The sequence below is a fragment of the Ruegeria sp. CE6 genome (assembly GCF_056537485.1).
Genome location: NZ_JBQFRR010000001.1, coordinates 543627 through 569412 on the forward strand (window position 1 = coordinate 543627; position 25786 = coordinate 569412).

At 57.6% G+C, this 25786-nt stretch carries 21 protein-coding genes and 1 tRNA gene; 8 read left to right on the plus strand and 14 right to left on the minus strand.

Annotated features, from left to right (window positions below):
- The 8 genes from lptF to ACR0DK_RS02645 form a co-directional block, all read right to left on the minus strand.
- Positions 1 to 1140: an LPS export ABC transporter permease LptF gene (lptF, locus tag ACR0DK_RS02610; protein ID WP_170392575.1), complete on the minus strand. Its 1140-nt coding sequence runs from the start codon at positions 1138 to 1140 to the stop codon at positions 1 to 3.
- A gap of 72 nt (positions 1141 to 1212) precedes the next feature.
- Positions 1213 to 2628, minus strand: coding sequence for a flavin-dependent monooxygenase QhpG (gene qhpG / locus ACR0DK_RS02615; RefSeq protein ID WP_480734703.1), 1416 nt, complete (start codon positions 2626 to 2628; stop codon positions 1213 to 1215).
- Positions 2629 to 2632: 4 nt separating this feature from the next.
- Positions 2633 to 3943, minus strand: a complete 1311-nt coding sequence (locus ACR0DK_RS02620) for a radical SAM protein (RefSeq protein ID WP_480734704.1) — start codon at positions 3941 to 3943, stop codon at positions 2633 to 2635.
- Positions 3940 to 5700: a ferritin-like domain-containing protein gene (locus ACR0DK_RS02625; protein WP_480734705.1), complete on the minus strand. Its 1761-nt coding sequence runs from the start codon at positions 5698 to 5700 to the stop codon at positions 3940 to 3942. Before ACR0DK_RS02625 ends, ACR0DK_RS02620 begins: the two co-directional genes overlap by 4 nt.
- Entirely contained in the window at positions 5693 to 7366 is a 1674-nt protein-coding gene (locus tag ACR0DK_RS02630; RefSeq protein WP_480734706.1) for a hypothetical protein, read from the minus strand. The genes ACR0DK_RS02625 and ACR0DK_RS02630 overlap by 8 nt, the downstream gene beginning before the upstream one ends.
- A 39-nt stretch (positions 7367 to 7405) precedes the next feature.
- Complete coding sequence (locus tag ACR0DK_RS02635; RefSeq protein WP_480734707.1) at positions 7406 to 8971, minus strand: FAD-binding oxidoreductase; 1566 nt, start codon at positions 8969 to 8971, stop codon at positions 7406 to 7408.
- A gap of 120 nt (positions 8972 to 9091) precedes the next feature.
- Positions 9092 to 12397 carry an adenylate/guanylate cyclase domain-containing protein gene (locus tag ACR0DK_RS02640; RefSeq protein WP_480734708.1) on the minus strand — a complete coding sequence of 1102 codons (3306 nt, stop codon included), beginning with the start codon at positions 12395 to 12397 and terminating at the stop codon, positions 9092 to 9094.
- Positions 12398 to 12625: 228 nt separating this feature from the next.
- Positions 12626 to 12701: transfer RNA gene (locus ACR0DK_RS02645), tRNA-Trp, on the minus strand.
- A 142-nt stretch (positions 12702 to 12843) separates the two neighbouring features.
- On the opposite strand from ACR0DK_RS02645, the gene ACR0DK_RS02650 reads away from it, so the two are divergent.
- Complete coding sequence (locus ACR0DK_RS02650; protein WP_223116924.1) at positions 12844 to 13548, plus strand: lysophospholipid acyltransferase family protein; 705 nt, start codon at positions 12844 to 12846, stop codon at positions 13546 to 13548.
- 34 nt (positions 13549 to 13582) lie between these two features.
- Here ACR0DK_RS02650 and ACR0DK_RS02655 read toward each other — a convergent pair whose 3' ends face one another.
- The 4 genes from ACR0DK_RS02655 to parC all read right to left on the minus strand — a co-directional run bounded on the left by ACR0DK_RS02655 (position 13583) and on the right by parC (position 18403).
- Positions 13583 to 13804, minus strand: a complete 222-nt coding sequence (locus tag ACR0DK_RS02655; RefSeq protein ID WP_480734709.1) for a hypothetical protein — start codon at positions 13802 to 13804, stop codon at positions 13583 to 13585.
- 270 nt (positions 13805 to 14074) lie between these two features.
- Positions 14075 to 15250, minus strand: a complete 1176-nt coding sequence (tuf, locus tag ACR0DK_RS02660) for an elongation factor Tu (RefSeq protein WP_010441214.1) — start codon at positions 15248 to 15250, stop codon at positions 14075 to 14077.
- A 116-nt stretch (positions 15251 to 15366) separates the two neighbouring features.
- Positions 15367 to 15957: a hypothetical protein gene (locus ACR0DK_RS02665; protein ID WP_170392584.1), complete on the minus strand. Its 591-nt coding sequence runs from the start codon at positions 15955 to 15957 to the stop codon at positions 15367 to 15369.
- 97 nt (positions 15958 to 16054) lie between these two features.
- Positions 16055 to 18403 carry a DNA topoisomerase IV subunit A gene (gene parC / locus ACR0DK_RS02670; protein WP_170513470.1) on the minus strand — a complete coding sequence of 783 codons (2349 nt, stop codon included), beginning with the start codon at positions 18401 to 18403 and terminating at the stop codon, positions 16055 to 16057.
- Positions 18404 to 18603: 200 nt separating this feature from the next.
- Here parC and ACR0DK_RS02675 point away from each other — a divergent pair, with 200 nt between their 5' ends.
- From ACR0DK_RS02675 to ACR0DK_RS02700, 6 genes are all read left to right on the plus strand, one after another.
- Positions 18604 to 19245 carry an SH3 domain-containing protein gene (locus tag ACR0DK_RS02675; RefSeq protein WP_480734710.1) on the plus strand — a complete coding sequence of 214 codons (642 nt, stop codon included), beginning with the start codon at positions 18604 to 18606 and terminating at the stop codon, positions 19243 to 19245.
- A 69-nt stretch (positions 19246 to 19314) separates the two neighbouring features.
- Positions 19315 to 20142, plus strand: coding sequence for an SDR family NAD(P)-dependent oxidoreductase (locus tag ACR0DK_RS02680; protein ID WP_480734711.1), 828 nt, complete (start codon positions 19315 to 19317; stop codon positions 20140 to 20142).
- A gap of 79 nt (positions 20143 to 20221) precedes the next feature.
- Positions 20222 to 20422, plus strand: a complete 201-nt coding sequence (locus tag ACR0DK_RS02685; protein ID WP_170392587.1) for a twin transmembrane helix small protein — start codon at positions 20222 to 20224, stop codon at positions 20420 to 20422.
- Positions 20423 to 20425: 3 nt separating this feature from the next.
- On the plus strand, positions 20426 to 20998 hold the full coding sequence (locus ACR0DK_RS02690; RefSeq protein ID WP_170425243.1) for a cob(I)yrinic acid a,c-diamide adenosyltransferase: 573 nt from the start codon (positions 20426 to 20428) through the stop codon (positions 20996 to 20998).
- A 185-nt stretch (positions 20999 to 21183) separates the two neighbouring features.
- The gene (locus ACR0DK_RS02695) at positions 21184 to 21942 is read left to right on the plus strand and encodes an electron transfer flavoprotein subunit beta/FixA family protein (protein WP_170392589.1); all 759 of its coding nucleotides are present in this window, start codon (positions 21184 to 21186) and stop codon (positions 21940 to 21942) included.
- Entirely contained in the window at positions 21942 to 22871 is a 930-nt protein-coding gene (locus ACR0DK_RS02700) for an electron transfer flavoprotein subunit alpha/FixB family protein (protein WP_170402252.1), read from the plus strand. The genes ACR0DK_RS02695 and ACR0DK_RS02700 overlap by 1 nt, the downstream gene beginning before the upstream one ends.
- Before the next feature lie 63 nt (positions 22872 to 22934).
- Here the strand turns inward: ACR0DK_RS02700 and ACR0DK_RS02705 are convergent, their stop codons facing one another.
- Positions 22935 to 23753: a DUF6473 family protein gene (locus ACR0DK_RS02705; protein WP_480734712.1), complete on the minus strand. Its 819-nt coding sequence runs from the start codon at positions 23751 to 23753 to the stop codon at positions 22935 to 22937.
- Positions 23754 to 23916: 163 nt separating this feature from the next.
- On the opposite strand from ACR0DK_RS02705, the gene ACR0DK_RS02710 reads away from it, so the two are divergent.
- Positions 23917 to 24792 carry a 3-hydroxybutyryl-CoA dehydrogenase gene (locus tag ACR0DK_RS02710; protein WP_170392931.1) on the plus strand — a complete coding sequence of 292 codons (876 nt, stop codon included), beginning with the start codon at positions 23917 to 23919 and terminating at the stop codon, positions 24790 to 24792.
- 79 nt (positions 24793 to 24871) lie between these two features.
- Here ACR0DK_RS02710 and ACR0DK_RS02715 read toward each other — a convergent pair whose 3' ends face one another.
- The gene (locus tag ACR0DK_RS02715; protein ID WP_480734713.1) at positions 24872 to 25771 is read right to left on the minus strand and encodes a lysophospholipid acyltransferase family protein; all 900 of its coding nucleotides are present in this window, start codon (positions 25769 to 25771) and stop codon (positions 24872 to 24874) included.
- Positions 25772 to 25786: the final 15 nt, after the last annotated feature.

A 25786-nucleotide genomic window follows, 5' to 3' on the forward strand; every position in this document is an offset into this window, starting at 1 on the left:
TCAGACCGGTGACGGCTTTGGTGCTCCGTTTCGAACCCTTTTTCGCAGCAAGGGTCGCCCCGCGGCCAGTAAAAACAGAACCGACACAAGCACGCCCATAACGGCGGGAAGATACAGCAAGCCCCAAAGTCTGGGATCATTGATGACGAACGGGGATACGAATCCCCGAACTCCCTCAAGCAGGACCAGAATGGTAAAGGCACCCAGGATCTGAGGCCAAAGCCCAAAGCGCGAAAAGCTACCCAGCATCAGGGTCGAATATCCGACCAATGCGACCGCAATACATATCGCAATCCACGAGAACCTCTGGTGCAGCTCATCCACCAGATGGCCGATGCTGTGATCATCTTTCACTGAGACCGCTTCGCGATCCCAGATCAACTCGACCGTCGGGATGGCTTCAAGGCTGCGATGGCCCATACTCGAATTCTGGGTCAGTTCGGAAATGTCGTAAGAGGCGTCTTCGAACAACGTGGATGACAGCGTGTTACCAGCCTGATCATACCGCAGCGCAATCCCATCCAGCATAACCAGATGAATGCCCGAAGCCTGATTGACCAGATAGGCGGTGGCACTGGAATAACTGACAGGGTTAATCCCATCGCGACGGTCTGAGACGAAGACTTCGCGCAGCGTTCCGTCCAAATCGATATCGCCGATATAGACGGTTACACCTTCTGCTGGATGCAAGAATTCGCCCTCATTCAACAGCTGTGCGGTGACATCTCCGGCAACTTCATCCTGTCTTAATTCCAGTTGATCAACCGATGCAGGTCGCAAAAAGACGCTGATGACAGCCATCATCAGTCCCGCACTTAGCCCGAACACCAAGACCGCTCGCGCCAGTCGCCACGGGCTGGAGCCTGTTGCCAGCATCACCGTCATCTCGCTTTCGCGGCTCAAACGGTTGGTGGCGTAAACAGCGGCCGCAAACACCGCCATGGGCATGACCGTCCGGATCAGCGTCGGCAAGGTCAACGCCGTGAACTCCAGGAACACCATCGCCGATTGGCCGCCGCTGATGACCCGATCAAAAAGGCTGACCGAACGCGTGATCCAAAAAACCCCGACAAGCACAAGGGTGAAAAAGCCAAACAGCACCAGCAATTGCCGCAGGAAGTACCCATCAAAACGCGACATGCGACCTCTTGTTTCTTGGCGATTGGCGTTGCGGCGGACTTTAGGCCATTCAACCAGCCGAGGAAACCTCGATTACGCCTGATCAACGGCGGGGATCACGATGCGATGATACCAAAGCCAGCGCAGAATGCGCGACGCCGTGTGCGTGGCCGAAACCTCTGACCAGCTCTTGATGATGTTCAAAGTGGTTGTCGGGGCGCCCAGCCGCTCTAGCAACGGTCCCAGCATTGCGCCCTCCAGATTTGCAACTGGCCTTGGAAGATTCGGGTGCCCTATGACAAGGCCGGGTTCGATATGCGAAGCGGTTTGCACGCCGGAAGTGATGAGCTTGGCCTGAGGTGACAGGATGAGGGGCTGATCATCACGCAACGCCTCCGTGTTTGGATCGAACGCTGGAGACTTTACCCAATCCAACGGCTTTGCGCGCTCAGCCCAGAAGTGCGAAGGATCGACAGCATGCTGCCGTGCATAGAAATCGGCTGCGAGCGCTGCATGGGTCTGCACACGCTCGAATTGCCGATCCGCATAAAAAGACAAGGCCAGATCACTATGATCGGGGGTTGTCAGAAGCGTGTTCACCACAGCTGCGGCCTGCACCGCCTGCCCCATCGCCAATTGCACCCCCTGCGACGACAAAGCGTCGACCGCGAAGCTGGCCTCTCCGACCCGCAGAAGGTCGCGCGTTAGTGGTGTTGTCTCGGCCTGGCTGGTCGCATCCGCCCGCCGCACAGGCCCGATACGGCGCTGTTCCAGACAGGGTGCCAGTAATGTCGAACGGGCCAGAAGATTCAGATAGAGATCGCGTCGATCTGCGGGTGGCAGCCCGATGCAAGCGTCGGGATCGACAAAAACCATTGCGTTGACCACTCCTCCCGGTAACAACGCGCCCCAATACCAATGTCCTTGTCCCGCCTCGACCCGGGCTTGCGGGCCAAAGCCCGGCGGCACGTGCCAATAAGCATAAAGCGCCAACAAAGGTTGGGATGCAGGGAGAAACCTGCGGCCCAGCCCGGCTTGCCGTCCCGCTGCGTCCAGCAGGATTTGTGCCTGGATCCGAAAGGCGCCCGTGTCGGTCCGAACGGGAATCTCCCAACCAGACTGCTGGCGCACCGGGCGGTATGCGCGCGCAGGTTGGACGACCTGCACCCCTGCCGCTTGTGCTGCACGTAACAGCACCGCATCAAACTGGCCCCGGTCAACCAAAAGTCCGGGGTGATCACCGGCGACGCCGCGACGTTCGAACGCTCCGGCCCAATGCAAAAGCGATCCGCTTGCACGCAGAAAACCGGCCTGGGAAACGGTTTCGTCGACCCCCAACAGGTTCAGGATCGGCCAGATTGATGGCGGCAATGACTCGCCGACATGTTGGCGCGGGAACGTTTGCCGCTCGATCAGGCAGACGCGCCGACCTAGCTGAGCCAACCTCAGCGCAGCAGCGCTACCTGCCGGGCCGCCTCCGATCACGCAGATTTCGGTCTCAATCTCCATCCGTTCAGGCAGAGGCCACCCGTGCGGACACGCCAAAATAATCCGGACGTGCTTCGGACAAGCGGACATAGGCCTGAAGGCAATAGTGCAACCAACCTCGAATGTAGTCGCAAGCGGGGCGTCCGCGATGGATGACTTCGTGATGACACCCGCCGCCGCACAGATACCGCGCCCAGCAGGTGCCGCACGGGGATTGTGTGTGCACGTGCCGATCCGCCAACCAGTTCTCGCGCCGTAGGTCGGGGCCATCATAGACGTTGCCCATGGCTCCGGCTTCGTCTTCAACAAAGCGATGGCAAGCGAACAGGCCGCCATCAGCAGACACGCCAAAATACCCGCCCCCTGCCCCGCAGGCATAGGGCCGGTGGGTGCCTCGGTGGATCTCCTGCATCGCCGCTGCCATGTTCGAGAAAGGGTAGCGCCGCCCTTCGATTACCGCCGCCTCGAAAACTTCGCCGCAACGGATCATCTGCGATAGCATCTCGTCCAAATCACTCCGGTTCAGTTCATGCTGACCGTTGGGCGAGGCCAGCATGGGCGAGAATCCAATCGAATGAAATCCCATTCCCACAAACCGATCCAGCGTCTCTGGCAGGTTCATATTCTGCGGCGTAACCGTTACCCGGGCACCAACCTGCATACGGTGTTGAGCTGCCAGCAAAGGCTCGACCCGTTTCAGGATCGTATCAAAACTACCCCGACCGCCACGATTTGGGCGCAGCTTGTCATGGACCTCGCCCACGCCATCCAGACTGATGGTGACAGCAAATCCATGCGCTTCGAAAAACACCGCATCCTCGGGGCGTAGCAGGGTCCCGTTGGTCGTGATCGAGAACCCGACGCTCAACCCGTTGGCCCGCGCCTGATCGACTGCATATTCCGTAGTGCGTTGCACCAGATTGCGGTTGATCAGAGGTTCTCCACCCAAAAAGGCAAGGTTGATCCGCACACCGGGTTCGGCTTCGGCCACCAGCCGATCAACCGAAGCCTTGGCGACTTCCCATTCCATATTCCGCGCGGGTCCGCCAAATTCTCCCCCTGCAGCATAGCAATAAGTGCAAGCCAGATTGCATTTCTGCGCCACTGCCAGTGACAGCGACCTCACGGGCATACTCTGAGGCGGCGTGTCATCGATGAAAGGTGTTCCATCCAATCCCATGGACCTGAGGAAAGCGCTCTGACTTCTCTTGTCCATCGTTGCGAATTGGTCCGCCGTCCCCTCAGGCACATCAAACACGCGCGATCCATCAACGGCCAGCATGTGATCTCCATGCCCTGTGTCAAAGAAATGCACCTGCGCGGCGGGTGGGATCACGCCTTACCCTCCGTCCAGAACGGGATGCCAATCCCCTTGGCGGCCAGCGCTTCGCCCTCGACGCGGAACAGCTTCATGTCATCGCGCACCTGCTGGATGTAGGCCTGGGAGTCTTCAAATTTGCCATCCGCTTCAAGCGTATAGGCGTTGGCTAACCCATCCTTGACCTTCGCGTAGAGTTCCAGCGCCGTCCTGGCCTCCTCTTCAGTGCCAACCTCAATCTGACGCAAATAGGCAGGCGTGCCCTCTCCCGTATCGTATTTGGCCAAAACGTCCTTCATTTGACTGAAGCGCAGGAAGTGCTCGTCCCCGTCGGTGTCGATCCGTACCGCCAGCGCATAAAGGCGGCGTTCCGGGAACAAATCCTCCTGCTCCAAAGTCGCCACACATTGTGCATAAGCGCGGTCGATAAAGCCTCCGGGGCGCTCGATCTCGATGAAATCCGCAAGCGCTTGGGCCGTCAGTGGCCTCAGTGCGCGCGGCTGCGTCTTACCCTTGCCCGCCGGCAAGGTTTCGGACGGGGTCAAGATGGGTTCATACCCCTCGGGCTCAAGCTCCCAAAGCAACTGGTTCGCCCAGCGCATATGGGTCATCTCGCCAATCGCGACCTCCAGCACCGAACGCCGGGCAAATATCAGATCGTCTTTCAGCGTCGGCCATTTTCGGGTATCCGCCGTTTCGGGATCCGCCAACGAAAAATAGGCATAGAGATATTGCACGCTCAGCGTCATCTCCATCGCGGCCAGGCGCGTCTTGAGGTCCTCGATCATCGCCTGCGGCGTGTCATAGGGCTCCACGCCTGGCATTTCGGGATCAACTTCATAAACCTCGCCCGTTTCGCGGCCTTCAACGACGATAGGCAATTCGCTCCACATCTGATTTACCTGATAATGGTCAATCTGGTAGGGGCGGTTTTGTTCGACCGTATTCAGCGCCGCGACGTTACCGGACGGAGACTTGTCCGAGCGCAGCCAATCCAGATAGGTCTCGGCCTCGATCGGGTTCTTTGACTGACCCGAGGGTAACTGATCGTCATGCGCCACCTCAGCCATCACTACGTCGGGGTGGTTCGAAGGCCAGTAGTGGCAGCCGCAGTCGCGGAAGTCATGGGACCACGGATTGCACAGGCTTTGCGTCAATTCGCCGGGGTCATAAGCTTCGCTGAAGACGCCCGCCTCGGTCCGGTACTGGCGGCGGAATCCGTGCAGGACGACCTGCTCGGTATCCACGATGCCCTCATGATTGCGCCGTTCCAGAGCAATGCTGACCGGTTTGTCATCACCATGTTCCAGACTGCGGATGAACCGCCAGATCATCAGCCCGTCATAAGGCGTGCCGTCTTTCTCCTGAAAGGTGATCCGCTTGCCGCTTTGTTCGACCCAGGACAGGAACCAGCGACCTTGGCTGAGCTTTGCGCCAATGTCACCGCTGTAGGCCTCCAACAGCGTCTGCACCCACTCCTCGGGGCTGTTGTCAGGCAGCATCGGATCATAGAAATAGTCCACAAAAACCAGATGGAAGCCCTGCGAATTCTTCGGTGCCTCGGGCACAGGGTTCAGCGGCACCCGCGCGGCGTTGAACACCAGACCGGGGAAAAAGCGGCGGTCCAGGTTGCGCACATCCATTTCCAGACCGGGAAAGCAATTCCCCACCGATCCGTCCAGTCGCGTGTTGTCGGGGTTGCCCGGTACCTTATAGGCCGCGCGGGCGGTCAGGTTGCGGGGTTTAACGCGAATTTGGCCGGGCTGATCAGACATTCTGAGCCTCCGTTTCCTGTGCAACCAGATAGTCGATGAACGAGATCACCAGATGGTACTGCCTGCGCGACAGCGACAGTGGGTAATAGTTGGAATCGCGCATATAGGGCGGCATCCGCGCGTCGTGCATCGAGTCGCGGATAATCCGAGGATCGCGAAAATCCGGGTTCGGATTTTGATCAGGGTTCGGGTCGGTTTCAAGCTCGGTCAGGATACCATATGGTGGACGCAGCAGTGTTTTAACGAAATCCGGGCGACGGCGCAGGAAATCCAGCAGGTTGGCCTCGTCAATCAACTGCTCATGCACGAACTTCGTCGCCACTGAATAGGGCAGCCGATCATTCGGCACGGAGTTCGAAAAGACCGAGATCGGTTGCGGGCGGATCAGTTCGTCGATCTTGTCCGGCGGCCTTGCATCCTCCTCCGTCATGGATTTCGCATCGGTTGACGGCAGGCCCGGCGTCGGGGAAATCCCGGTTTTCGCCTGTAATTTGGCATTGTCCTTCAAACCTTGCGCGCGGATATCGTCGAGGTTGATCAGGCTGTTGGTCTCGAAGGCACGGCGGAAAATATCAACCACCTCATCCTTAGCTTGCGTGTAGTTTTCTTCAGTTACCGAGATTAGCGACAGATCACGATCGGCCAGATCATCCTCAAGGCTATAGAACGGACGCGCATCAGGTGCAAAATCGGGTGGTCCGGTCATGATCGTGGCGCGTGCGGTTAGGCGTTCGCCACGCACGGCCAGCGTCGCCTCGATCACGCCATCGCTGGTGTCATCGGCCACTCCCCAGGATTGGTCATTGCCCACACGGGCACCGTCGTAACTATCGTGCGGCTCAGGGTCGTCCGAGGTGCCGGACATCATGATCCATTTCGACCAAGGGGTGTCGGGGTTCAGGATGCGGTTCTGTTCGGGCACGATTTCGTGGATGCGACCATATTCCGATTTCGGCGGGTCGTTCTGATAGCCCGGTACGGCCAGCGTCGCCGGACCGTATGCAGCATCAGGCGGGCCATAAACCTCACCTTTCGGAGGCATAAAGCGCAGGCGCAGGATGCTGCGGTCGATGAACTCCCCTTCGACTGGCTCATCATGACCCTGCACAGGATGCATCACACGGATTGAGCCTAGCGGGATCGGGTTATGCTCATAGACCATCGGCTGTTGTTCGGACGTATACGGGCTGAAGGCCAGCAGGGGTTTCGGGGTGAAATCCTGTCCCGCAATCTCGACCCGTGCACGAAACCCGCAAGCCGCGTCGCCAGTCCGGCGCTCGGCCTTGGTGTTCCCGACGGTGACCGAATAGCGCACGTTTTGCAGCGACAGGCCCTGATCGTCGAGCAGATCGAGCGTCACCGGTGTCTCATATTCCTCGCCCGTCTCGGCATCATGCATCCGCGCCCACAGCTCAAAGAACGGGGCAACCGGACGCAGCGCGCCGCCTTCGTCGCGAAAGCGGATCGTGTCGGGATCGGGAAGATAGGCGGTGACACTGCCATCTTCGATCTCGCGCAGGGTTATGTTCGAGCGGATGACCGTTTTGTTGTTGCCATGGGCATCCATGTCCTGCTGCCACTCATAGCTTTCCAGCGGTGTCTCGCCCGGTCCCAGGCGAGCAACCGCCATGGGTGGCAGAAAGAAAATCTCTTGGATCGTGTCCATACTGGGCCCTCCCCCGTTTGGCCTTGGCAGCCCCCGCTTTCAGGGGTTCGAATAGCTCTCGTATGTGATCGTTGGGTCGTCGAAGATCGACTTGGACGTATCTCGGATGATGTCTGGCGGAGCGTCATCCGGCACCGGCGAAATGCTCTGCTGATAATGGAAGAAGTTATGCGGGTCGAATTTCTGCTTCACGAACAGCAAAGAGTTGAAATACTCGCCCCAGTATTGCCAGCGATAGTTCTTCTGGGTCCGCCGTGGATAGTTCTGATAGACGCGGTCAATGAAATAGCCTTCTTCGGTCATCAGTTCCATGAAACCGTCGAGCCACGGCACCACGATCTCTTTTTCTTCTTCCGATACCCAGAACACATCGACGTAGAAGTTCAGCGACACATCACGGTGAATGAAGGCATTGCCTTGTTTGCCCAACGGCATCCGATTGATCGCCCCCCCATAGGGTTCGATGGCCACAGCGCCATAAGCGTTGGGCGTGCTGTCGAGGTAGTCTACGACGCGCTGCCATTCGGCTTCGTTGAGCTGGCGTTCAATATATCCGGCCTGCTTATCTTCACGCGCCTGATCGGGGACGACGGGGATGTCATATTTGTCGTCATACAGCCATGAGTTGATTTCTTGATAGGTGCCATAGTTCTGGTCGTCCTCACCCATCTCGCCGCCGATTTCATCGCTCAGCAGGGGCTGGACAAACGCGTTCCCCTCTTCGGACGTGCCATCATAGAGCGCCGACACCAGCAGCACTTTTCGATCTCCCTGATAGGCCAGAAAGATATAGGCCCCGAAACGGTCATCTTCGCAGGTGCGCATGTAGTTGGCCTGCAGGTACTCCAGTGCCTTGGCGGCTTTGTCCAGCGGCCATGTGATGTGGCAACCCCAGACTTCATATAGCTGGTGCAGCTGGTAGCGGATTTCCAGCAACACACCAAAGTTGTTGCCGGTCCCACCTCGTATGGCCCAGAAGAGGTCGGAGTTCGTATCTTTGTCCGCGATCACGATACTGCCGTCCCACAGCATGACCGTGACGCCCAGAACGTTGTCGCTGGCCATCCCAAGCCGGCGCGAGGTAAAGCCATAGCCGCCGCCCATCATGAAACCCGCCACGCAGACATCCTGACAGGCCCCGCCCGGCACATGCAGGTGATAGGAGTTCAACTCCGAATTCAGCATCTTGAACGGTGTGCCCGGACCGACATAGGCCATCGGCACCTTTGGATCGACGGTCACGTAACGCATTCGGCTGGTATCCAGCACCATCTGGTTATTGACCGAATACCCCGCCGTGCTGTGACGCCCTGACCGCGCAACAACCCAAAGGTCATGCTCACGCGCGAAAGCAAGGCTGGCGCGTACATCCTGAATGGTCTCGCAATAGACGATGATCTCTGGGTAGTCCTGGAAAGCCGGATTCCAAACCTGCCGGTCATTGTTGTAATCCGCGTCGGTCGGCAGAGTGACCGTTCCAATCAGTTTCTTCTCAAATTCACGTAACTCATCGGGCGTGATCGAATGGTACTGCTGCAGCGCCAGATCGGTACGGCTTTGCGCCAAGACATCCTTGGCCAGAAGGGTTTTGCTGATCTTACGCATTAGGTCTCCTCATACCACAAGAGCGGGGCGCCGGACTGGTGACCCAGCGCTTAAAAGTCGAAATTCAGGTATCATCCCAACTCTGCCCGCGCCCAAGCTGGCAGCAAGTTGGCCTTCGGGTCAAGTAATCGTTTCCATCAACGCTCGTGCGTCTTTGAGGTCCGGCAGTTGGGCATCTTGATGGAAATGCGACATGACCGAAATCAACGCCTCACCAACCGGTTCGCCTCGGTGTTGCCGCCACTCCGCCAACGCGACCGCCGCACGAAGCTCGTAAAGCCGCGCGCCTTGCCTTTGCGCTGTTTCGATAGCGCGCAACAGCAGCGGTACGGGATCGCCCCCTGTCTTGGCTACAAGGGCGGCCTCGATACGAAGCTGATCGGCCTCGGCCCATTTCTCTTCGGTTTTACTCAGAACATTTCTGGCGTGCGTCAGAGTCTGATGCGCAGCGTCGTGATGGCCGGCGTTTGTCTGAATCTCGGCAATCAGCGAAGGGAAGAAAGTCTTGTAATTTCCGGCCCCAACCGACCACCAGTCTTCCGACGCCTGACGCAGGTCCTCGATATGTTCGACTTCAGAGGTCGTGGTCGCCTTTGCCCAGCTTTCCCATAGCCGCGCAATGGTCGCCATAAAGGGTAGCGAATGCTCCTCGGCGACTTCGGACAGCGCCTTAACATCCCTTTGCAATGCAGGGATGTCGCGCGCCAGCAGGTGAACCTTGCACATGTAAACCAAGATCTGCGCCACACTATGAGCGTGCTTGAGGTTCTTGGACCATTCCAGCGCTGTATTCTGCACCTGCAGGGCATCTTGATGCCGACCCATCAGGCAATAACATGTGCCCAGAAATGCTGATGTAATCGCGGCATGATCCGTTCCATAGACATAGGCTAGCTGGCTGTGCTGATCAAAATCATAAAGCGCCCAAGCTTGCTCAAGATGGCGCTTTGCATCTGACAGGTTGCCCAGATGCAATTGCACCGCCCCCATGGCGCGATGACCGACCATGCGGTGTTCGGTCTTGCCGCTTGTCGCCGCCAGATCGAGGATCTGCGCAGCCACGCCTTTCGCCAATCGATATTCGGCACGCACAAGATGGAATGCATATAGCCCGTTGAGCACAGGAAACAGCCGCTCGGTCTCGTCAGCTCGGTGACATAGTTCGCGCAGACGCCCATAGGCCTCACCCGTCGCATCCCCCGAAATACCGCTTGTTGAGCGCAGGACACCGGCACGCAGGATCTGGATGTCGATCTCTTGCAAATCCCGTGCACGGCTCTTTGGCAGATCGGCAAGCTGATCCAGAGCTTTCGACAGATGGGTCAACGCCTCGGCCTGGGCCGAGCGTTCGATCGCTCGACGCCCCGCGCTTTGCCAGTGCATCACGGCCTCATCCGCGCGTTGGGCCAACGTGTAGTGCTGTGCCAGAACCTCGGGCTGAGTCTGGGCCAGTTGCGGCTGGTTCTCCAGCAACGCACCCGCCGCGCGGTCATGCAGCGACTGCCGTTCCGTGCGCAGCAGGCTGTCATAAGCCATGTCGCGAATCAATGCGTGGCGGAAGATGAACTCATCCTCTGCCGCATCCGGGGCTTGAAGAATGATCCCGGCCGATGAGAGCTGTTCCAGTCCGGCCTGCAGAACCGTCGGAGAGAGAAACGAAACAGAGGCCAGCAACGCGATCGAGAACTGCCGCCCGAACACGGCGCCGGTCTGCGCCACTTCTTTGGCCTTGCCCAAACGGTCCAAACGCTCCATCAGCGAATCCTGCAACGTGCTGGGAACTGAAAGCGATGGCAGGGGGCCGCGTACGACATACCCCTTGTCGCTCAAGCGCAATTGCCCCGATTCTAAAAGGCCGCGGGTCACTTCCTGGACATAAAGCGGAATGCCATCCGTCTTGGCCGCAATAAGGTCGCAAACCTCGGGTGGTACTGGGTGCCCCCCCGCCACCTCAGCTACGATCTCAGCCACATCCCGATTGGTCAAACGCTTGAGAGGTATACGCAGGGTATTGTTGTGGTGACCCCAACCCGGATCGAAACCGGTACGTGCTGTTACGACGATCAGCACCGGTAGGTCCCGAATATGTTCGATCACCCGATCTGTAAGAGACAAGGTGGTCGGATCAACCCAATGCGCATCTTCGAACAACAGCAACACCGGTCGTTCTCGCGCTAACGTTGCAAGCTGTTCTGTCACTGCCTCCAACGTCTTCTCAAGCTTCACTTGCGGCGGCAGGTCGAGAGGCCCCAGCGTAGCATCAGCATCAACGCTCAACAAATCAGCGATCAGGCGCACATGCTCAGGCGGGTGATGGCGCAAGAGGTACGAGAGTTTTCCCAGTTTATCCTCATCGTTGTCTGTCGGCGCAAATCCTGCGGCGCGTTCCAGATGCTGAATGATCGGATAAAGTGCCGAGTTGGCATGAAAGGGCGAACACTGGAAGTTCAGGCGAAGCGCGCCTTGATCCAGCACTTCTTGGCTAAGCCCCTCAATCAGGCGTGATTTGCCGATCCCTGCCTCGCCAGTGACAAGAACCGATTGTCCAGCGCCCTTACTTGCCTCATTCCATTTGTCGGTCAGCTTGCGGAACTCTGCCTGGCGCCCAATGAGCCGACCAGAACCGGCATCAGGCATTATGTCAAATCTGCGCTCGATCCGCGCCTGCCCTGTGACGCTCCAGGCTTGTATCGGTTCCGAAAACCCTTTCAGTGCGAAAGACCCGCGATCCTGCAGCTCAAATGCATTGCCCACCAATCTGCGAGTGGACGGGCTGATGATCAGTGTATTGGGCTCGGCCAAACTCTGCAAACGTGCTGCCAGATTGGGTGTACGCCCCATGACCACGTCATGTTCCTTCAACCCTTCGCCATGGATCTCGCCCACAACGACAAGACCGGTCGAAACACCGATCCGCGCAGTCAGACGCTCCTGGCCTTCCATGCGATTCAATCCCTCAAGAATATCCAGACCCGCATGAACGGCGCGCGAAGCCGCATCTTCCACCGCGTGAGGATACCCGAAATAGATCATCGCCCCGTCACCCATGAAATCGGCGATATGTCCACCAAAGCGAGCAACCGAGGTCGAGCAAATTTCCTTGAACCGCCGAAGCAGCTCCCCCAAGTCTTCGGGGTCAAGCCGCTCGGACATCGCAGTCGAACCAACCAGATCAACAAACATAACTGTCAGTTGCCTCCGCTCGGCGACGATCTTCCCGCTGCCTTGCACCGGTGTCGGATTGGCATCCCGCGCCTGCCCCAATGCGGCCATCAATCGGCGCCTTGGTCCAAGTGGCAGCCCAAGGTCGATCAAATCATGTTCGGAGAGGTGTGCGAGATCGGCCAATGTAACTTCGTTCGACGCGAATACCGGCGCATATTTCGACAGCCCGTGTTCTTCAAGGAATGCGTCGATCTCTGTCATTATCCCCGTTGTCCCCGATCGTCTCCGGGTTCCCCTACCCGGTCAGGCTTGCATATTGTGACACAAAAGCCGAACGACTTTAGCACATTAGCTGGACAGTCCTGATGGCTTTTCCTTCAGCCTTGATCAAGCTTTTTCTTTATTGCCGCACACGTCAAGTGAATTGCGCCACACGTATGCACCAAGCCCGCGCCTCTGTTGCAGGAATTTCGCTTGTCCGGTGGGAAATGGCAGGGGCAGCAGGGTTCGAACCCGCGACCTACGGTTTTGGAGACCGTCGCTCTACCAACTGAGCTATACCCCTAGGCTGGGCCATCAGATATGACAGAGGCGCAGCGGACTCAAGAGGCTTTTTGAGTTTTCCGAACACTTTACCGCTGACAAAAAAGTTGCGCCCGGCGCGCAGTTCTTTAAGACAAGGCTCGGCCAGCAGGAGGACCGCAGCCTTGAGCATCCGCAAGAAAATCGCAGACAGCGAAGCCGTGCTGAACTGGGTCGCGCGACGGATCGCAAGCTATATCCGATTGGTGCATCGCAACACACGCTGGCAGCGCATCGGTTACGAAGAACTGGATCAACTGGCAGAACAGGGCGAACCGGTCATCGTGGTGCTGTGGCACCAGAGACTGGCACAATCGCCATATTTCTTCCCACTGGACAAGGGCCGCATCTGCTCGATCACTTCGGCAGCGCGCGCGGGCAGCATGGTGGGGCGAGTGCAGAAGCTGTTCGGGATGGATACAATTGCAATGTCCAGCCGCAAGCGCCACGTCGCCTTGTCGCGGGAAGTGCTGGGTAAGATGAAACAGGGTATCTCGATCGGCATTGCCGCCGACGGCCCTCGCGGACCCGAGCGGGTATCCTCGACTGTACCGCTGGTCTGGGCTCGCACATCAGGTAAACGAGTTTTCGGCATCACCTATTCCGCGCGGCACGGGTGCGAAGCCGGAACTTGGGATCGTCTGCTGATGCCTCGCCCCTGGCGCAACGACGGCGTGTTTCTGTGCCGCGAATGGACCGATCCAGTTCCACGCAAGGCCAGCGAAGAGCAGATTGAGGCCCTTCGTCTGAGCCTTGAGCAGCATATGAACGACATCACCGCCGAGGCCGACCGGATGGTCGGGCGTGAGCCATGGGCAAAGCGCATGTGAACCCAGAAACCGGCGTGAAACGACTTTTGCGCCGTTAGGCCGCGTCTGCGCTGGTTTTGACCGAGGTCGCTCCTCTCGCCATGCTGTCCGACATTTCAGCAAGCTTGATATCAAATCGCTTGCGCTCTCGGCAAAAGTCGCTGATTTTGCACTCAACTTCCTGTGCGTCGTCACCGAGAACAGCGGCTCTCATATCGTCCAAATCCTTGCTGTGAAGGATTTGCGTTCCATAGTTTAGAAATTCAAAACCAAACATCTTAGTCTCCCCTGATCGCCGGGACGCGCTTGATTTGCGCGTCACCTTTGCTGTTGCAATAGAGAGCTGGGAGTTCAGTCTTCGTTTGGAGTGGACGGTAGATTAAGAATGCGAGATCGACAGCTGTTTTGTTCAATGAACTCAGCTTGCCCGAGATCATTCGACGAATAATCTCAATGCGCCGAGAAGATTGGATGAGAAAAGGCCGCCCCATGTGGAGCGGCCTTCTTTAGTTCACCGATTTGTCGGGCCAAAGCCCGACTACCGTGATTACTCGATGATTTTCGAGACGACGCCGGCGCCGACGGTGCGGCCGCCTTCGCGGATCGCAAAGCGCAGGCCGTCTTCCATCGCGATCGGGGCGATCAGCTCGACGGTGAAGCCGACGTTGTCGCCGGGCATAACCATCTCGGTGCCAGCCGCTAGGGTCACGGTGCCGGTCACGTCAGTTGTACGGAAGTAGAACTGCGGACGGTAGTTCGCGAAGAACGGAGTATGACGACCGCCTTCTTCCTTGGTCAGGATGTAGGCTTCGGCTTCGAACTTGGTGTGCGGTGTAACCGAACCCGGCTTACACAGAACCTGGCCACGCTCAACACCGTCACGGTCGATACCGCGCAGCAGGGCGCCGATGTTGTCGCCCGCTTCACCGCGATCCAGCAGCTTGCGGAACATTTCAACACCAGTACAGGTGGTTTTCTGAGTGTCACGGATGCCGACGATTTCGATCTCGTCGCCAACATTGATCACGCCACGCTCGACACGGCCGGTCACAACGGTACCACGGCCCGAGATCGAGAACACGTCTTCGACCGGCATCAGGAACGGCTTGTCGACTTCACGCTCAGGGGTGTCGATGTAGTCATCAACAGCCGCCATCAGTTCCTTGATCTTCTCTTCGCCGATTTCCGGGTTGTTGCCTTCCATCGCGGCCAGAGCCGAACCTGCGATGATCGGAATATCGTCGCCGGGGTATTCGTAGCTGGACAGCAGTTCGCGAACTTCCATCTCAACCAGTTCCAGCAGCTCTTCGTCGTCAACCTGGTCAACTTTGTTCATGAACACGACCATCTTCGGGATGCCAACCTGGCGGCCCAGCAGGATGTGCTCGCGGGTCTGCGGCATTGGGCCGTCAGCTGCGTTCACAACCAGGATCGCGCCGTCCATCTGAGCGGCACCGGTGATCATGTTCTTGACATAGTCGGCGTGGCCGGGGCAGTCGACATGCGCATAGTGGCGGTTGTCGGTCTCGTACTCCACGTGGGCGGTCGAGATGGTGATGCCACGTGCTTTTTCTTCAGGCGCGCCGTCAATCTGGTCATACGCTTTGAAGTCACCGAAATACTTGGTGATTGCTGCGGTCAGCGTGGTCTTGCCGTGGTCAACGTGGCCAATCGTGCCGATGTTGACGTGCGGCTTATTACGCTCAAACTTTTCCTTTGCCATTCCTCAGGCGCCCTTTTTGCAATTTGGGGGACCCTTGGTCCCGTGGTTACATCTGCGCGCGCGAGATATTTGGTTCAGGGGGGAAAATCAAGCACATCCTGAGGGAAATGCATCCATCACGCCGGATTTTGTGTGACAGCTTCGGTTTCAAGCGGCTGGATCAAGCTGGGGCGCTTGTCAAACCAGCCATCATCCTTGTGCTCTTCGGCCAGCCACTCCTCAACCCGGTCGGCAACCTTCAAGGCCAGACCGTTCATCTGTTCTTCTCGGGTGCGCGCATTTCCTGATCCAGTAAGGGCGCTTTCACCGGTGGTATCTTCGAGCACCTGAAACTGCTTGCCTTTAGCAAGGAACTCTTTCTTTTCGACGTCATAGACGTTTACCAGAACGATGGCGGTGCTTTTGGGGTTGTAAATCACAGGAATTCCCGGAGGTGCCAACATGTAGCCCTCGAGACTGATGCCAATGTCGTATTCCTGTGAACCTTCATACCGGCCAAGCCTGATGTCCACTGCATTCTGGATCGCTTTGGTCCATTCATCCGGCGTAGCATCCCGCGAAACCGGTCCCTGAACGGCCTTTTCCGCAAAGGCATAATTCACGCGTAGCTTGAATTCACCCAGCGACTCGGGGTCTTCATAAACCTGCGTTTGGGTGCATGCGCCCATCAGGGCCAACCCGGTGATCAGTGTCAGAATGCGCAGCATGTCTCTCGTCTCGATAGGCCTGTTTTCTTTGGATGTAGCGCACCGATACGGGTTGTGCCAAGCCGTATCGGCAGATTTTCACCAAGCGGACAGCATATCACGAGAACTTGTAATCCCTCGGAAAGCCATAAGGTGCTTTTTTCCCAACACCCGCACGCTTGGCCAACCATTGGGACATATCTGCCTCGTGCCGGGTTTTGTCGCCGCCCATGGACCATTTCAGGCCCTCTTCCCAGTTGAAGGTGGTGATATCGGATAACCCACCATCCAATTCCAGTGTGCCCTGCCGCCCACGCGCCATGTTGTACTTCTGCAAGCGGACACCCTTACCACGGGTCATCTCGGGCAGCTCCTCTGTCGGGAAGACTAGGAATTTCCCGTTCTGCGAGACAACAGCAACATGATCGCCCTCAACCGGCTTACAGATCATCGCCGTCTCGTCTCCTTTGACGTTCAGCACCTGTTTGCCATTCCGGGTCTGCGCCAGAACGTCATCTTCCGGCACCATAAAGCCGTTGCCCGCATCCGAGGCCACAAGCAGCTTGCGCCCCGGTTTGTGGATCAGGATGTCGATAATCTGCGCCTCGTTCGGCAGGTCGACCATCAGACGTAGCGGTTCGCCCATGCCACGCCCGCCGGGCAGGTTAGCGGCGCTGACGGTATAGAATCGGCCATTTGACGCAAAGACCAGCAGGCGGTCCGTAGTTTCCGCGTGGAAAATGAAACGCGGGCCGTCACCATCTTTGAACTTCAACTCGCGCTTCAGATCGATATGGCCGGTCATTGCCCTGATCCAACCCATCTGAGAGCAGACGACCGTGATCGGTTCCTTGTCGATCATCGCCTCAAGCGGCACTTCCTCGACCTGACCTGCCTCGGCAAATTGTGTCCGGCGCGCGCCGCCTTCATAGTCTTTGCCGAAGGTCTTCTTGGTCTCTTTGAGTTGCTCGGCGATCTTGGCCCATTGCAGGGCGGGATCAGCCAGCAGGTCTTCGAGGTTGGCGCGTTCCAGCATCAGTTCGTCACGTTCGCGTACCAGTTCCATCTCTTCCAGACGGCGCAAGCTGCGCAGGCGCATGTTGAGTATGGCGTCGACCTGAACTTCGGACAACTCGCCCTCACCCGGCTTCGGCGAGACATAATCGGACTCATCGGTTGCGCGGACGTGATCGATGCCCCAATCTTCGCGCATCAGAGCGGCCTTGGGGTCGTCGTCGTAGCGGATGATATCGATCACCCGGTCGAGGTTCAGGAAGGCGACGATAAAGCCCTCCAATACCTCAAGGCGGTGGTCGATCTTGGCCATGCGGTGACGCGACCGCCTGATCAGCACCTCTTGCCGGTGATCAAGGAACGCGCGCAGCACTTCCTTCATCGAACAGACCTTGGGCGTCACCCCGTCGATCAGCACGTTCATGTTGAGGCTGAAGCGCACCTCAAGGTCCGAGTTGCGATAGAGCATGCCCATAAGTACCTCGGGGTCCACATTCTTAGAGCGTGGTTCAAGGATCAGGCGGATGTCATCAGCGGATTCGTCGCGGACATCGGCAAGGATCGGGATTTTCTTGGTCTGGATCAGTTCCGCGATCTTTTCGATCAGCTTGGATTTCTGAACCTGATAGGGAATCTCGGTGACGATGATCTGCCACTGGCCACGCCCCAGATCTTCAACCTCGTATTTACAGCGGAGCCGGAAGGATCCACGCCCGGTGCGGTAGGCCTGAGCGATATTTTCGGGCGGCTCGACAATGACGCCGCCGGTCGGAAAATCCGGGCCGGGAACGTAATTCAATAGCGTGTCGTCACGCGCATCCGGCGTCTTGATCAGATGCAGACAAGCGTCGCACAGCTCGGAAATATTATGCGGCGGGATATTCGTCGCCATGCCCACCGCGATACCGCTGGCGCCATTGGCCAGTAGATTCGGGAACTGTGCGGGCAACACGACCGGTTCGGTCAGTGTGCCGTCATAGTTGTCGCGGAAATCGACAGCGTCTTCGTTCAACCCTTCCAACAGGGCTTCGGCAACGATGGTCATCCGCGCCTCGGTGTATCGAGAGGCCGCCGGATTATCGCCGTCGATATTGCCAAAATTCCCCTGTCCGTCGACCAGTGGATATCGGACGTTGAAGTCCTGTGCCAAGCGCGCCATTGCGTCGTAAATCGCCGCGTCGCCATGAGGGTGATAGTTACCCATCACGTCGCCAGAGATTTTCGCTGACTTACGGAAACCGCCCGTCGCACTGAGTCGCAACTCGCGCATCGCGTAGAGGATTCGCCGGTGAACCGGCTTCAATCCATCGCGCGCATCTGGCAAAGCGCGGTGCATGATGGTGGAAAGCGCGTAGGTCAGGTAGCGCTCGCCAATTGCGCGGCGCAGCGGCTCGGCTACCTCGCCCCCATTGTCAGGGGTCTCCATATTGGGGTCGTCGATCGTATCGTTCATACATGATGTGATACGACGCAAGCGCGCGCGGGTAAAGCAATCGGCGCATATTTTGCTGGGGACAAGTCGGGCTTTTTGCAACAGGGGGAGGCAAGTATCGGATTTCCCCCGCTTTTCGACTCGAAGCTGAATCTATGGTAGGCTTTCGAACATTAAGACTGCTGCCTTTTATTGATGTTACGATTGCCAGGGGGTGCGCCATGAAGCGTGTTATTGTTATCACTTTCGCCATGCTCGGCTGGAGCTTCTATGTGATGAGCGGGGGCCCGCATTTCGAACCGCGCGGCACCCGCACCGAGCAACCGGTTCGCGTTGCCTCTGTGCCAGAACATGAGCCTGCATCCGACCACGCACCTCGGGCTAAAGACGACCACGCACCTCGGGCTGAAGACCTTGTGACCAACGTTGCCGCGCGCATTGTACAGGCGCGCGCTCAGCCCGAGCCAAAAGTAGAGGAGGATGCCGCGGTCGTCCTGTCACAAGTCACCAACGATCCGCTGTCTCAGTTCTCTGCATTTGACGAGAACGGCGTCAGCTTTACTCTGGCTTCGCTTGAAGACGGAGCCGCCGGACTGTTGCAGGTCGAGGCCGAGGTGCAGGATGACATCACACCTGTGAATCAGGTCATCGAGCCCGAGAAAGATATCCGCGAAATCTCGGGCACGCGGGTCAATATGCGCGATGGGCCCGGAACGATTTACCCCATCATCGCCAAAGCCAAACTTGGCCAGCGCGTTGAGGTTCTCAGCGATTCCGGCACCGGCTGGCTGCGGTTGCGGTTATACCCTGATCAGCGGGTGGGTTGGATTTCTGCCTCACTGGTTCGGAAACCAACAAACTGACGCAACTGTGTCATTGTCCTGACCTAAAGCTCGCCATAGCTATGGGCGAAATACACAGGCGGGGGCAATATGCAGAAATCAATTCTGATCACAGGCTGCTCATCCGGGATCGGTCTGGACGCGGCGCACGGGATGCGCGCGCGCGGTTGGCGCGTTTTTGCCTCATGCCGTCAACAGCGTGACTGTGATCGGCTACGGGCACAGGGTTTCGACAGCCCGCTGATCGACTATACCGATTCCGATAGCATTACCTCAGGCCTGCAGCAGGTTTTGGACGCGACCGGTGGCACGCTGGATGCGTTGTTCAACAATGGCGCTCACGGCCTTCCCGGCGCGGTTGAAGATATCCCAATCGAAGGGCTTCGCCTAATTTTTGAGACCAACGTATTTGGCTGGCACGAACTAACCCGACAAGTGATTCCCGTGATGCGGGCTCAGGGCCATGGGCGCATCGTGCAGAACTCATCAGTGTTGGGACTGGTCGCGTTCCCCTGGCGCGGGGCATACGTCGCCACCAAATACGCCATCGAAGGCCTGACCGATACCTTGCGCCTAGAGCTGCGAGACACCGACATCAAGGTCATCCTGATCGAACCAGGCCCGGTCACCTCGAAGATCCGTGTGAACGCGATCCCTGTCTTCGAACGCTTTATTGACTGGAAAAGCTCAGCCCTGCGACAGAGATACGAGGAAACGCTGCTGAAACGCCTCTACGAATCCTCCGGACCTGACAAGTTCGAACTGCCTGCCTCGGCTGTTACCGCCAAATTGGCGCATGCGGTTGAATCCAAGCGCCCACGTCCGCGATACTATGTGACGACGCCCACCTATATCGCCGGATATCTGCGCCGTATTCTGCCCACCCGGGCCATTGATCGCATCCTCTCGGACATATGAGGCGAAATTACCTGTTCGCTTTTGCCGCTATCAACGCTAGATGACGGCTCAACAACTGAACAAACACGGACGGTGAGCTATGGACCTGACGATGGTCATACTGCTTCTGGCCATGGCGGCGGTCGTCGTCGTGCTGGTGATGGGCATTGCCAATTTTGGAAAACCCGGCAAAGAGGCCGCGCTGAAAAGCAACAAGCTGATGCGCCTGCGTATCCTGTTTCAGTTCATTGCGGTGCTGCTGATCGTACTTTACGTCTATCTGCGTGGGCAGGGAGGGTAAGGCATGGTCGTTCTCAACAAGATTTACACGCGCACCGGCGATGATGGGAAAACCGCTCTGGGCAATGGCGAGCGCGTCGCCAAATATTCCGGGCGTGTCGCGGCCTATGGCACTGTGGATGAGCTTAATTCCTTTGTCGGCGTGGCACGGACCGAAGCAGACGGAGAAGTCGAAGCCGCCTTGTCCCGTATCCAGAATGACCTGTTTGATCTGGGTGCCGATTTCTGCCGCCCCGACATGGATAAGGATGCCGAGGCCGACTATCCGCCCCTGCGTATCGTTTCCGCTCAGATCGACCGGCTTGAAGCCGAGATCGACGCGATGAACGAAGCGCTCCAGCCCTTGCGCAGTTTCATCCTGCCCGGTGGCTCACGTTTGGCCGCGCATCTGCATGTGTGCAGAACAGTTTCGCGCAGGGCCGAGCGGTTGGCGGTTGAGCTGACAAACATGGAGCCGGTCAATGAGGTGGCTGTCAAATACCTCAACCGCCTGAGCGATTGGTTCTTTGTCGCGGCGCGCTGTGCCAACAACGGCGGGCACGATGATGTGCTCTGGATTCCCGGTGCAAACCGGTGATCGCGCCTGCCGTCGGGAAACTAAATTTCGTTTCTGGTCCAAAAAATGACAAAACGCGACGTCTCGAAACCATGACGTGACGATTTTGCTCTGTCGCAGAACATCACGACCCGCTATCTAAGCCAGCGAGAGCATTGGTGGAGTCGCTGCGCGGCTTGCCGTTTTTGTAAGGAGCATACGCAAAAATGAAGGTACTCGTGCCTGTCAAGCGCGTGATTGACTACAACGTGAAAGTTCGTGTGAAAGCGGATGGCAGCGGCGTTGATCTCGCCAATGTAAAAATGTCGATGAACCCGTTCGACGAAATTGCCGTGGAAGAGGCGATCCGCCTGAAAGAGGCGGGCAAGGCCGATGAGGTTGTTGCCGTTTCGATCGGTGTGAAACAGTCGCAGGAAACCCTGCGGACCGCACTGGCCATGGGCGCCGACCGTGCCATTTTGGTTGTCGCGGCGGACGACGTGCATCAGGACATCGAACCGCTTGCCGTTGCCAAGATCCTCGCCAAAGTGGTCGAAGAAGAGCAGCCGGGCATCGTTCTGGCGGGCAAGCAGGCGATCGACAATGACATGAACGCCACCGGTCAGATGCTGTCAGCCCTGCTGGGCTGGAGCCAAGGCACTTTCGCGTCCGAACTGGACATCGAAGGCGACACTGCCAAGATCACCCGTGAGGTTGACGGCGGTCTGCAGACCATCTCCGTCAAAATGCCAACCATCGTGACCGTCGACCTGCGCCTGAACGAGCCGCGCTATGCGTCGCTGCCGAACATCATGAAAGCGAAGAAAAAGCCGCTGGATGAGAAAACCGCCGCCGACTATGGCGTCGACGTCACTCCGCGTCTGGAAGTCGTCAAGACCGAAGAGCCGCCGGCACGTGCTGCTGGTATCATCGTGGGCTCGGTTGATGAGCTGGTCGAGAAACTCAAAGAAGCGGGGGCTGTATAATGGCTGTTCTTCTTCTCGCAGAGGTTAACAATGGTGAGCTGTCGGTTGACGCCACCGCCAAGACCGTAGCGGCTGTCAAATCGCTGGGCGACATCACCGTTCTGGCCGCAGGTGGTTCTGCCGCTGCTGCTGGTGAGGCCGCTGCCAAGATCGATGGCGTATCCAAGGTTCTGGTGGCCGAAGACGCCTCGCTGGGTCATCGCCTGGCGGAATCGACCGCAGCCCTGATCGTGGGTCTGGCCGATGGGTACGAGCATATCGTTGCCCCTGCCACCACCGACGCCAAGAACGTGATGCCGCGCGTTGCAGCCCTGCTGGACGTGATGGTGATCTCGGACGCGTCCGGCGTGGTCGATGCCACCACTTTCGAGCGTCCGATCTATGCGGGTAACGCGATCCAGACCGTGAAATCGAACGACGCCAAGAAAGTCGTGACCATCCGGACCGCCAGCTTCGATGCGGCGGGCGAAGGTGGTTCGGCGGCGGTCGAGACCATCTCGGTCGGCGAAAACCCCGGCCTGTCGTCGTGGGTCGAGGACAAGGTTGCTGAAAGCGACCGTCCTGAACTGACTTCGGCTGGTGTTGTTGTTTCGGGTGGCCGTGGTGTTGGCTCGGAAGACGACTTCAAACTGATCGAAGGCCTGGCCGATAAGCTGGGAGCCGCCGTTGGTGCCTCACGCGCCGCAGTTGACTCGGGCTACGCCCCGAACGACTGGCAGGTGGGTCAGACCGGTAAAGTTGTTGCCCCTGACCTGTATGTTGCAGTCGGCATCTCGGGTGCGATCCAGCACCTGGCGGGCATGAAGGACTCAAAGGTCATCGTTGCGATCAACAAGGACGAAGAAGCGCCGATCTTCCAGGTCGCAGACTTCGGTCTGGTCGCAGACCTGTTCCAGGCCGTGCCGGAACTCACCGAAAAACTCGGCTGATTTCAGACAAAGATTTCTCGACGAAAAATCTTAGAAGGCCCGCCACTGGCGGGCCTTTGCTGTTTATACGCCCAGGTCGTTGATCACTTGGGCAAGTGAGCCAGCGATATTGCGATGTGTGGCTGGGCCGATCATATGCTCGGCAATCGGTTGTTGCAGGGTGCCAAACAACATGTCTTCAAGCTCATCGGATGCGCCGGACACCTGAACCTGCAAGGACAAAATATCCGTACAATGGGGTCTCAAAGGCTCAATCATCTCGGGGTTGATTGCAAAGCCGTCACCCGGTGTCGAATCCAAATCGCTTCTCTCCACTTGCAGATGCAAAAGCAGGACGGGCGGGCCTACTTCTGCAAGAAACTTGCCGAGCTTTTCGATCCAGACATTGCGCAACTCTTGTTCCACAAGTTCAATTCGGGCATCCGAGCGTGCCGACAGGCGGTTCAGCAAGTGCTGTACAAAATGGACATCCGTAAAATCTTCTTCGGGATACAGCGCAACCAGATCGGCATTTGGCGCAACGAAACGGTCATTGCGTCGTGGGTGCACCCGGTAGAATCGGTTCGATAGCCCCAGCATGCCGGGTAACTGCAGGACGCATATATCAGATCGGTTTGCGATCTCCAGTAGCCCTTTGTCCTGCGTCAACGCTTCGACACCGCAGAACAGGCTGCCAAGGTTGAGGCATCGACGATCCAGACGACGTTCCAACTCATTGGGAAAGGGGGTTTCCACGAAACGGCCAAAAGTCTCTTCGCCCCCCAAACATGCCACATAGGGGTTGTTCAACGCCCTTTGAGGGCCCCTGAAACGTAGTTTCGAATTTTCATATTCGCACGTCGTTTCCGCGGAATGGACCGCATTGATCGATTGATAGCTCATCACACTCACCCAAATATTCACCCAACCGCCATTTTGCCGCCGCAAGTCTTGAGAAAATCCTAATGCGCGCATTTGAAGCGAAATTGACTGTCCCCGTCCCCTTGCCGCCCATAGGGAACTGCCGATAATGTCGCCATATTCTGCGAACAAGGGCATCGAACAAATGGACGTAAAATCAGTCGGAGTGATCGGCGCTGGACAGATGGGCAACGGGATTGCTCATGTTATGGCGTTGGCAGAGTATGATGTTCTACTGAACGATGTCAGCCAGGACGCGCTAAACAGCGCGATGGCAACCATTGAAACCAACCTGGCGCGTCAAGCGTCGCGCGGCAAAATCTCGGATGATGCAGTGAAATCCGCGTTGGGTCGGATCACGACGACGCTGAATCTGCCGGATTTGGGGCAGACCGATCTTGTAATCGAAGCCGCGACCGAGCGGGAAACGGTGAAACAGGCAATCTTTGAAGACCTGTTGCCGCACCTACAGCCACATACGATCCTGACATCGAACACTTCGTCGATCTCAATTACCCGGCTGGCCAGCCGCACCGACCGGCCCGAACGTTTCATGGGATTCCACTTCATGAACCCGGTCCCTGTGATGCAGCTCGTCGAGTTGATCCGGGGCATCGCCACCGATGAAGCAACCTTTAACTCCTGTAAAGCCGTAGTGGACCGGCTTGGCAAAACCTCAGCCAGCGCCGAAGATTTTCCGGCCTTTATCGTGAATCGCATTCTGATGCCCATGATCAATGAGGCGGTTTACACATTGTATGAAGGTGTCGGGAATGTGCAGTCCATTGACCAATCGATGAAACTGGGCGCAAACCACCCTATGGGCCCATTGGAACTGGCGGACTTCATCGGCTTGGATACCTGTCTGGCGATCATGAACGTGTTACATGACGGACTGGCAGACACCAAGTATCGTCCCTGCCCGCTGTTGACGAAATATGTCGAAGCCGGATGGCTGGGACGCAAAACCGAACGCGGGTTTTATGATTATCGAGGCGAGGTTCCGGTACCCACACGGTAGAATCTGAGAGGGCCAGCCCTCTCTTGAGCCTATGGCTCAATTCACTCCCGAGATATTTTTGGCCAGATGAAGGGGCGGATCAGGATTTGAGCGTCTTGCCCAGCGCCATGGTGTGATCACGGAGCCATGCCATGAAACCGCGGGGGTCGCGTTCCAGCAGGTCCATGTCTTTATCCGAAATCGGGTCACCGATCACCGGCGACTGGGGCCTGTTGCAGGATCGGACGATTTCGTGCAGCAGTAGGCCCTGGCGCAGGATGGGCGATATCCGGTTGGCAATTTGATACCAGCGCGAGTTGCTGCCGGGGAAGAAGATCGGCACGACCTTGGCACCCGACCTACGGATCATCTTCGCGGTGAAGACATTCCACTCCCGCTCGATGGCTGGTCCGAACCAATCATCCGAAGACATCACAACACCTGACGGGAATAACGCGACAACGCCCCCATCTGCCAGATGTTTCATCGTCTTGCTGCGCATCTCGAGCATCTTGGCCTGCGCTTCAGGATCATGCGGGAACGGCACCGGGATCATGAATGAGGTCGCAGCTTCATCCAACCCGGTCAGGACTGAGCGGGTCAGGATGCGATAGTCACTGCGGACACGGCCGATGAGTTCAGCGAAGATCATGCCATCGACCATGCCGTGCGGATGGTTCGCGACGACCACTACGGCGCCTTCTTTTGGAATGCGGGCGATCTGTTCGGCTGGGGTTGTCAGCTCGATACCCATGGTCTTGAGCGCGCCGCCCCAAAACTTCTGACCTCGATAGCGTTCGTTCTGCTTCTCGAACTTGTTGACCATGCGCAAGATGGTCAGCTTGCCTGTGCACCATTCGATGGCGCGAATGGCCGTAGACGTCCAGGCATCGTCAAACGAGTTGGCGTAGGTCAGGGTTCTGCGGTCGTAGATTTCACCCTGATCGGTGTCGTGATCCACTACAGGACCTGTCTTGGTATCGTGCGTGGTTTCCGCCAATTGCCTTGTCTTTCC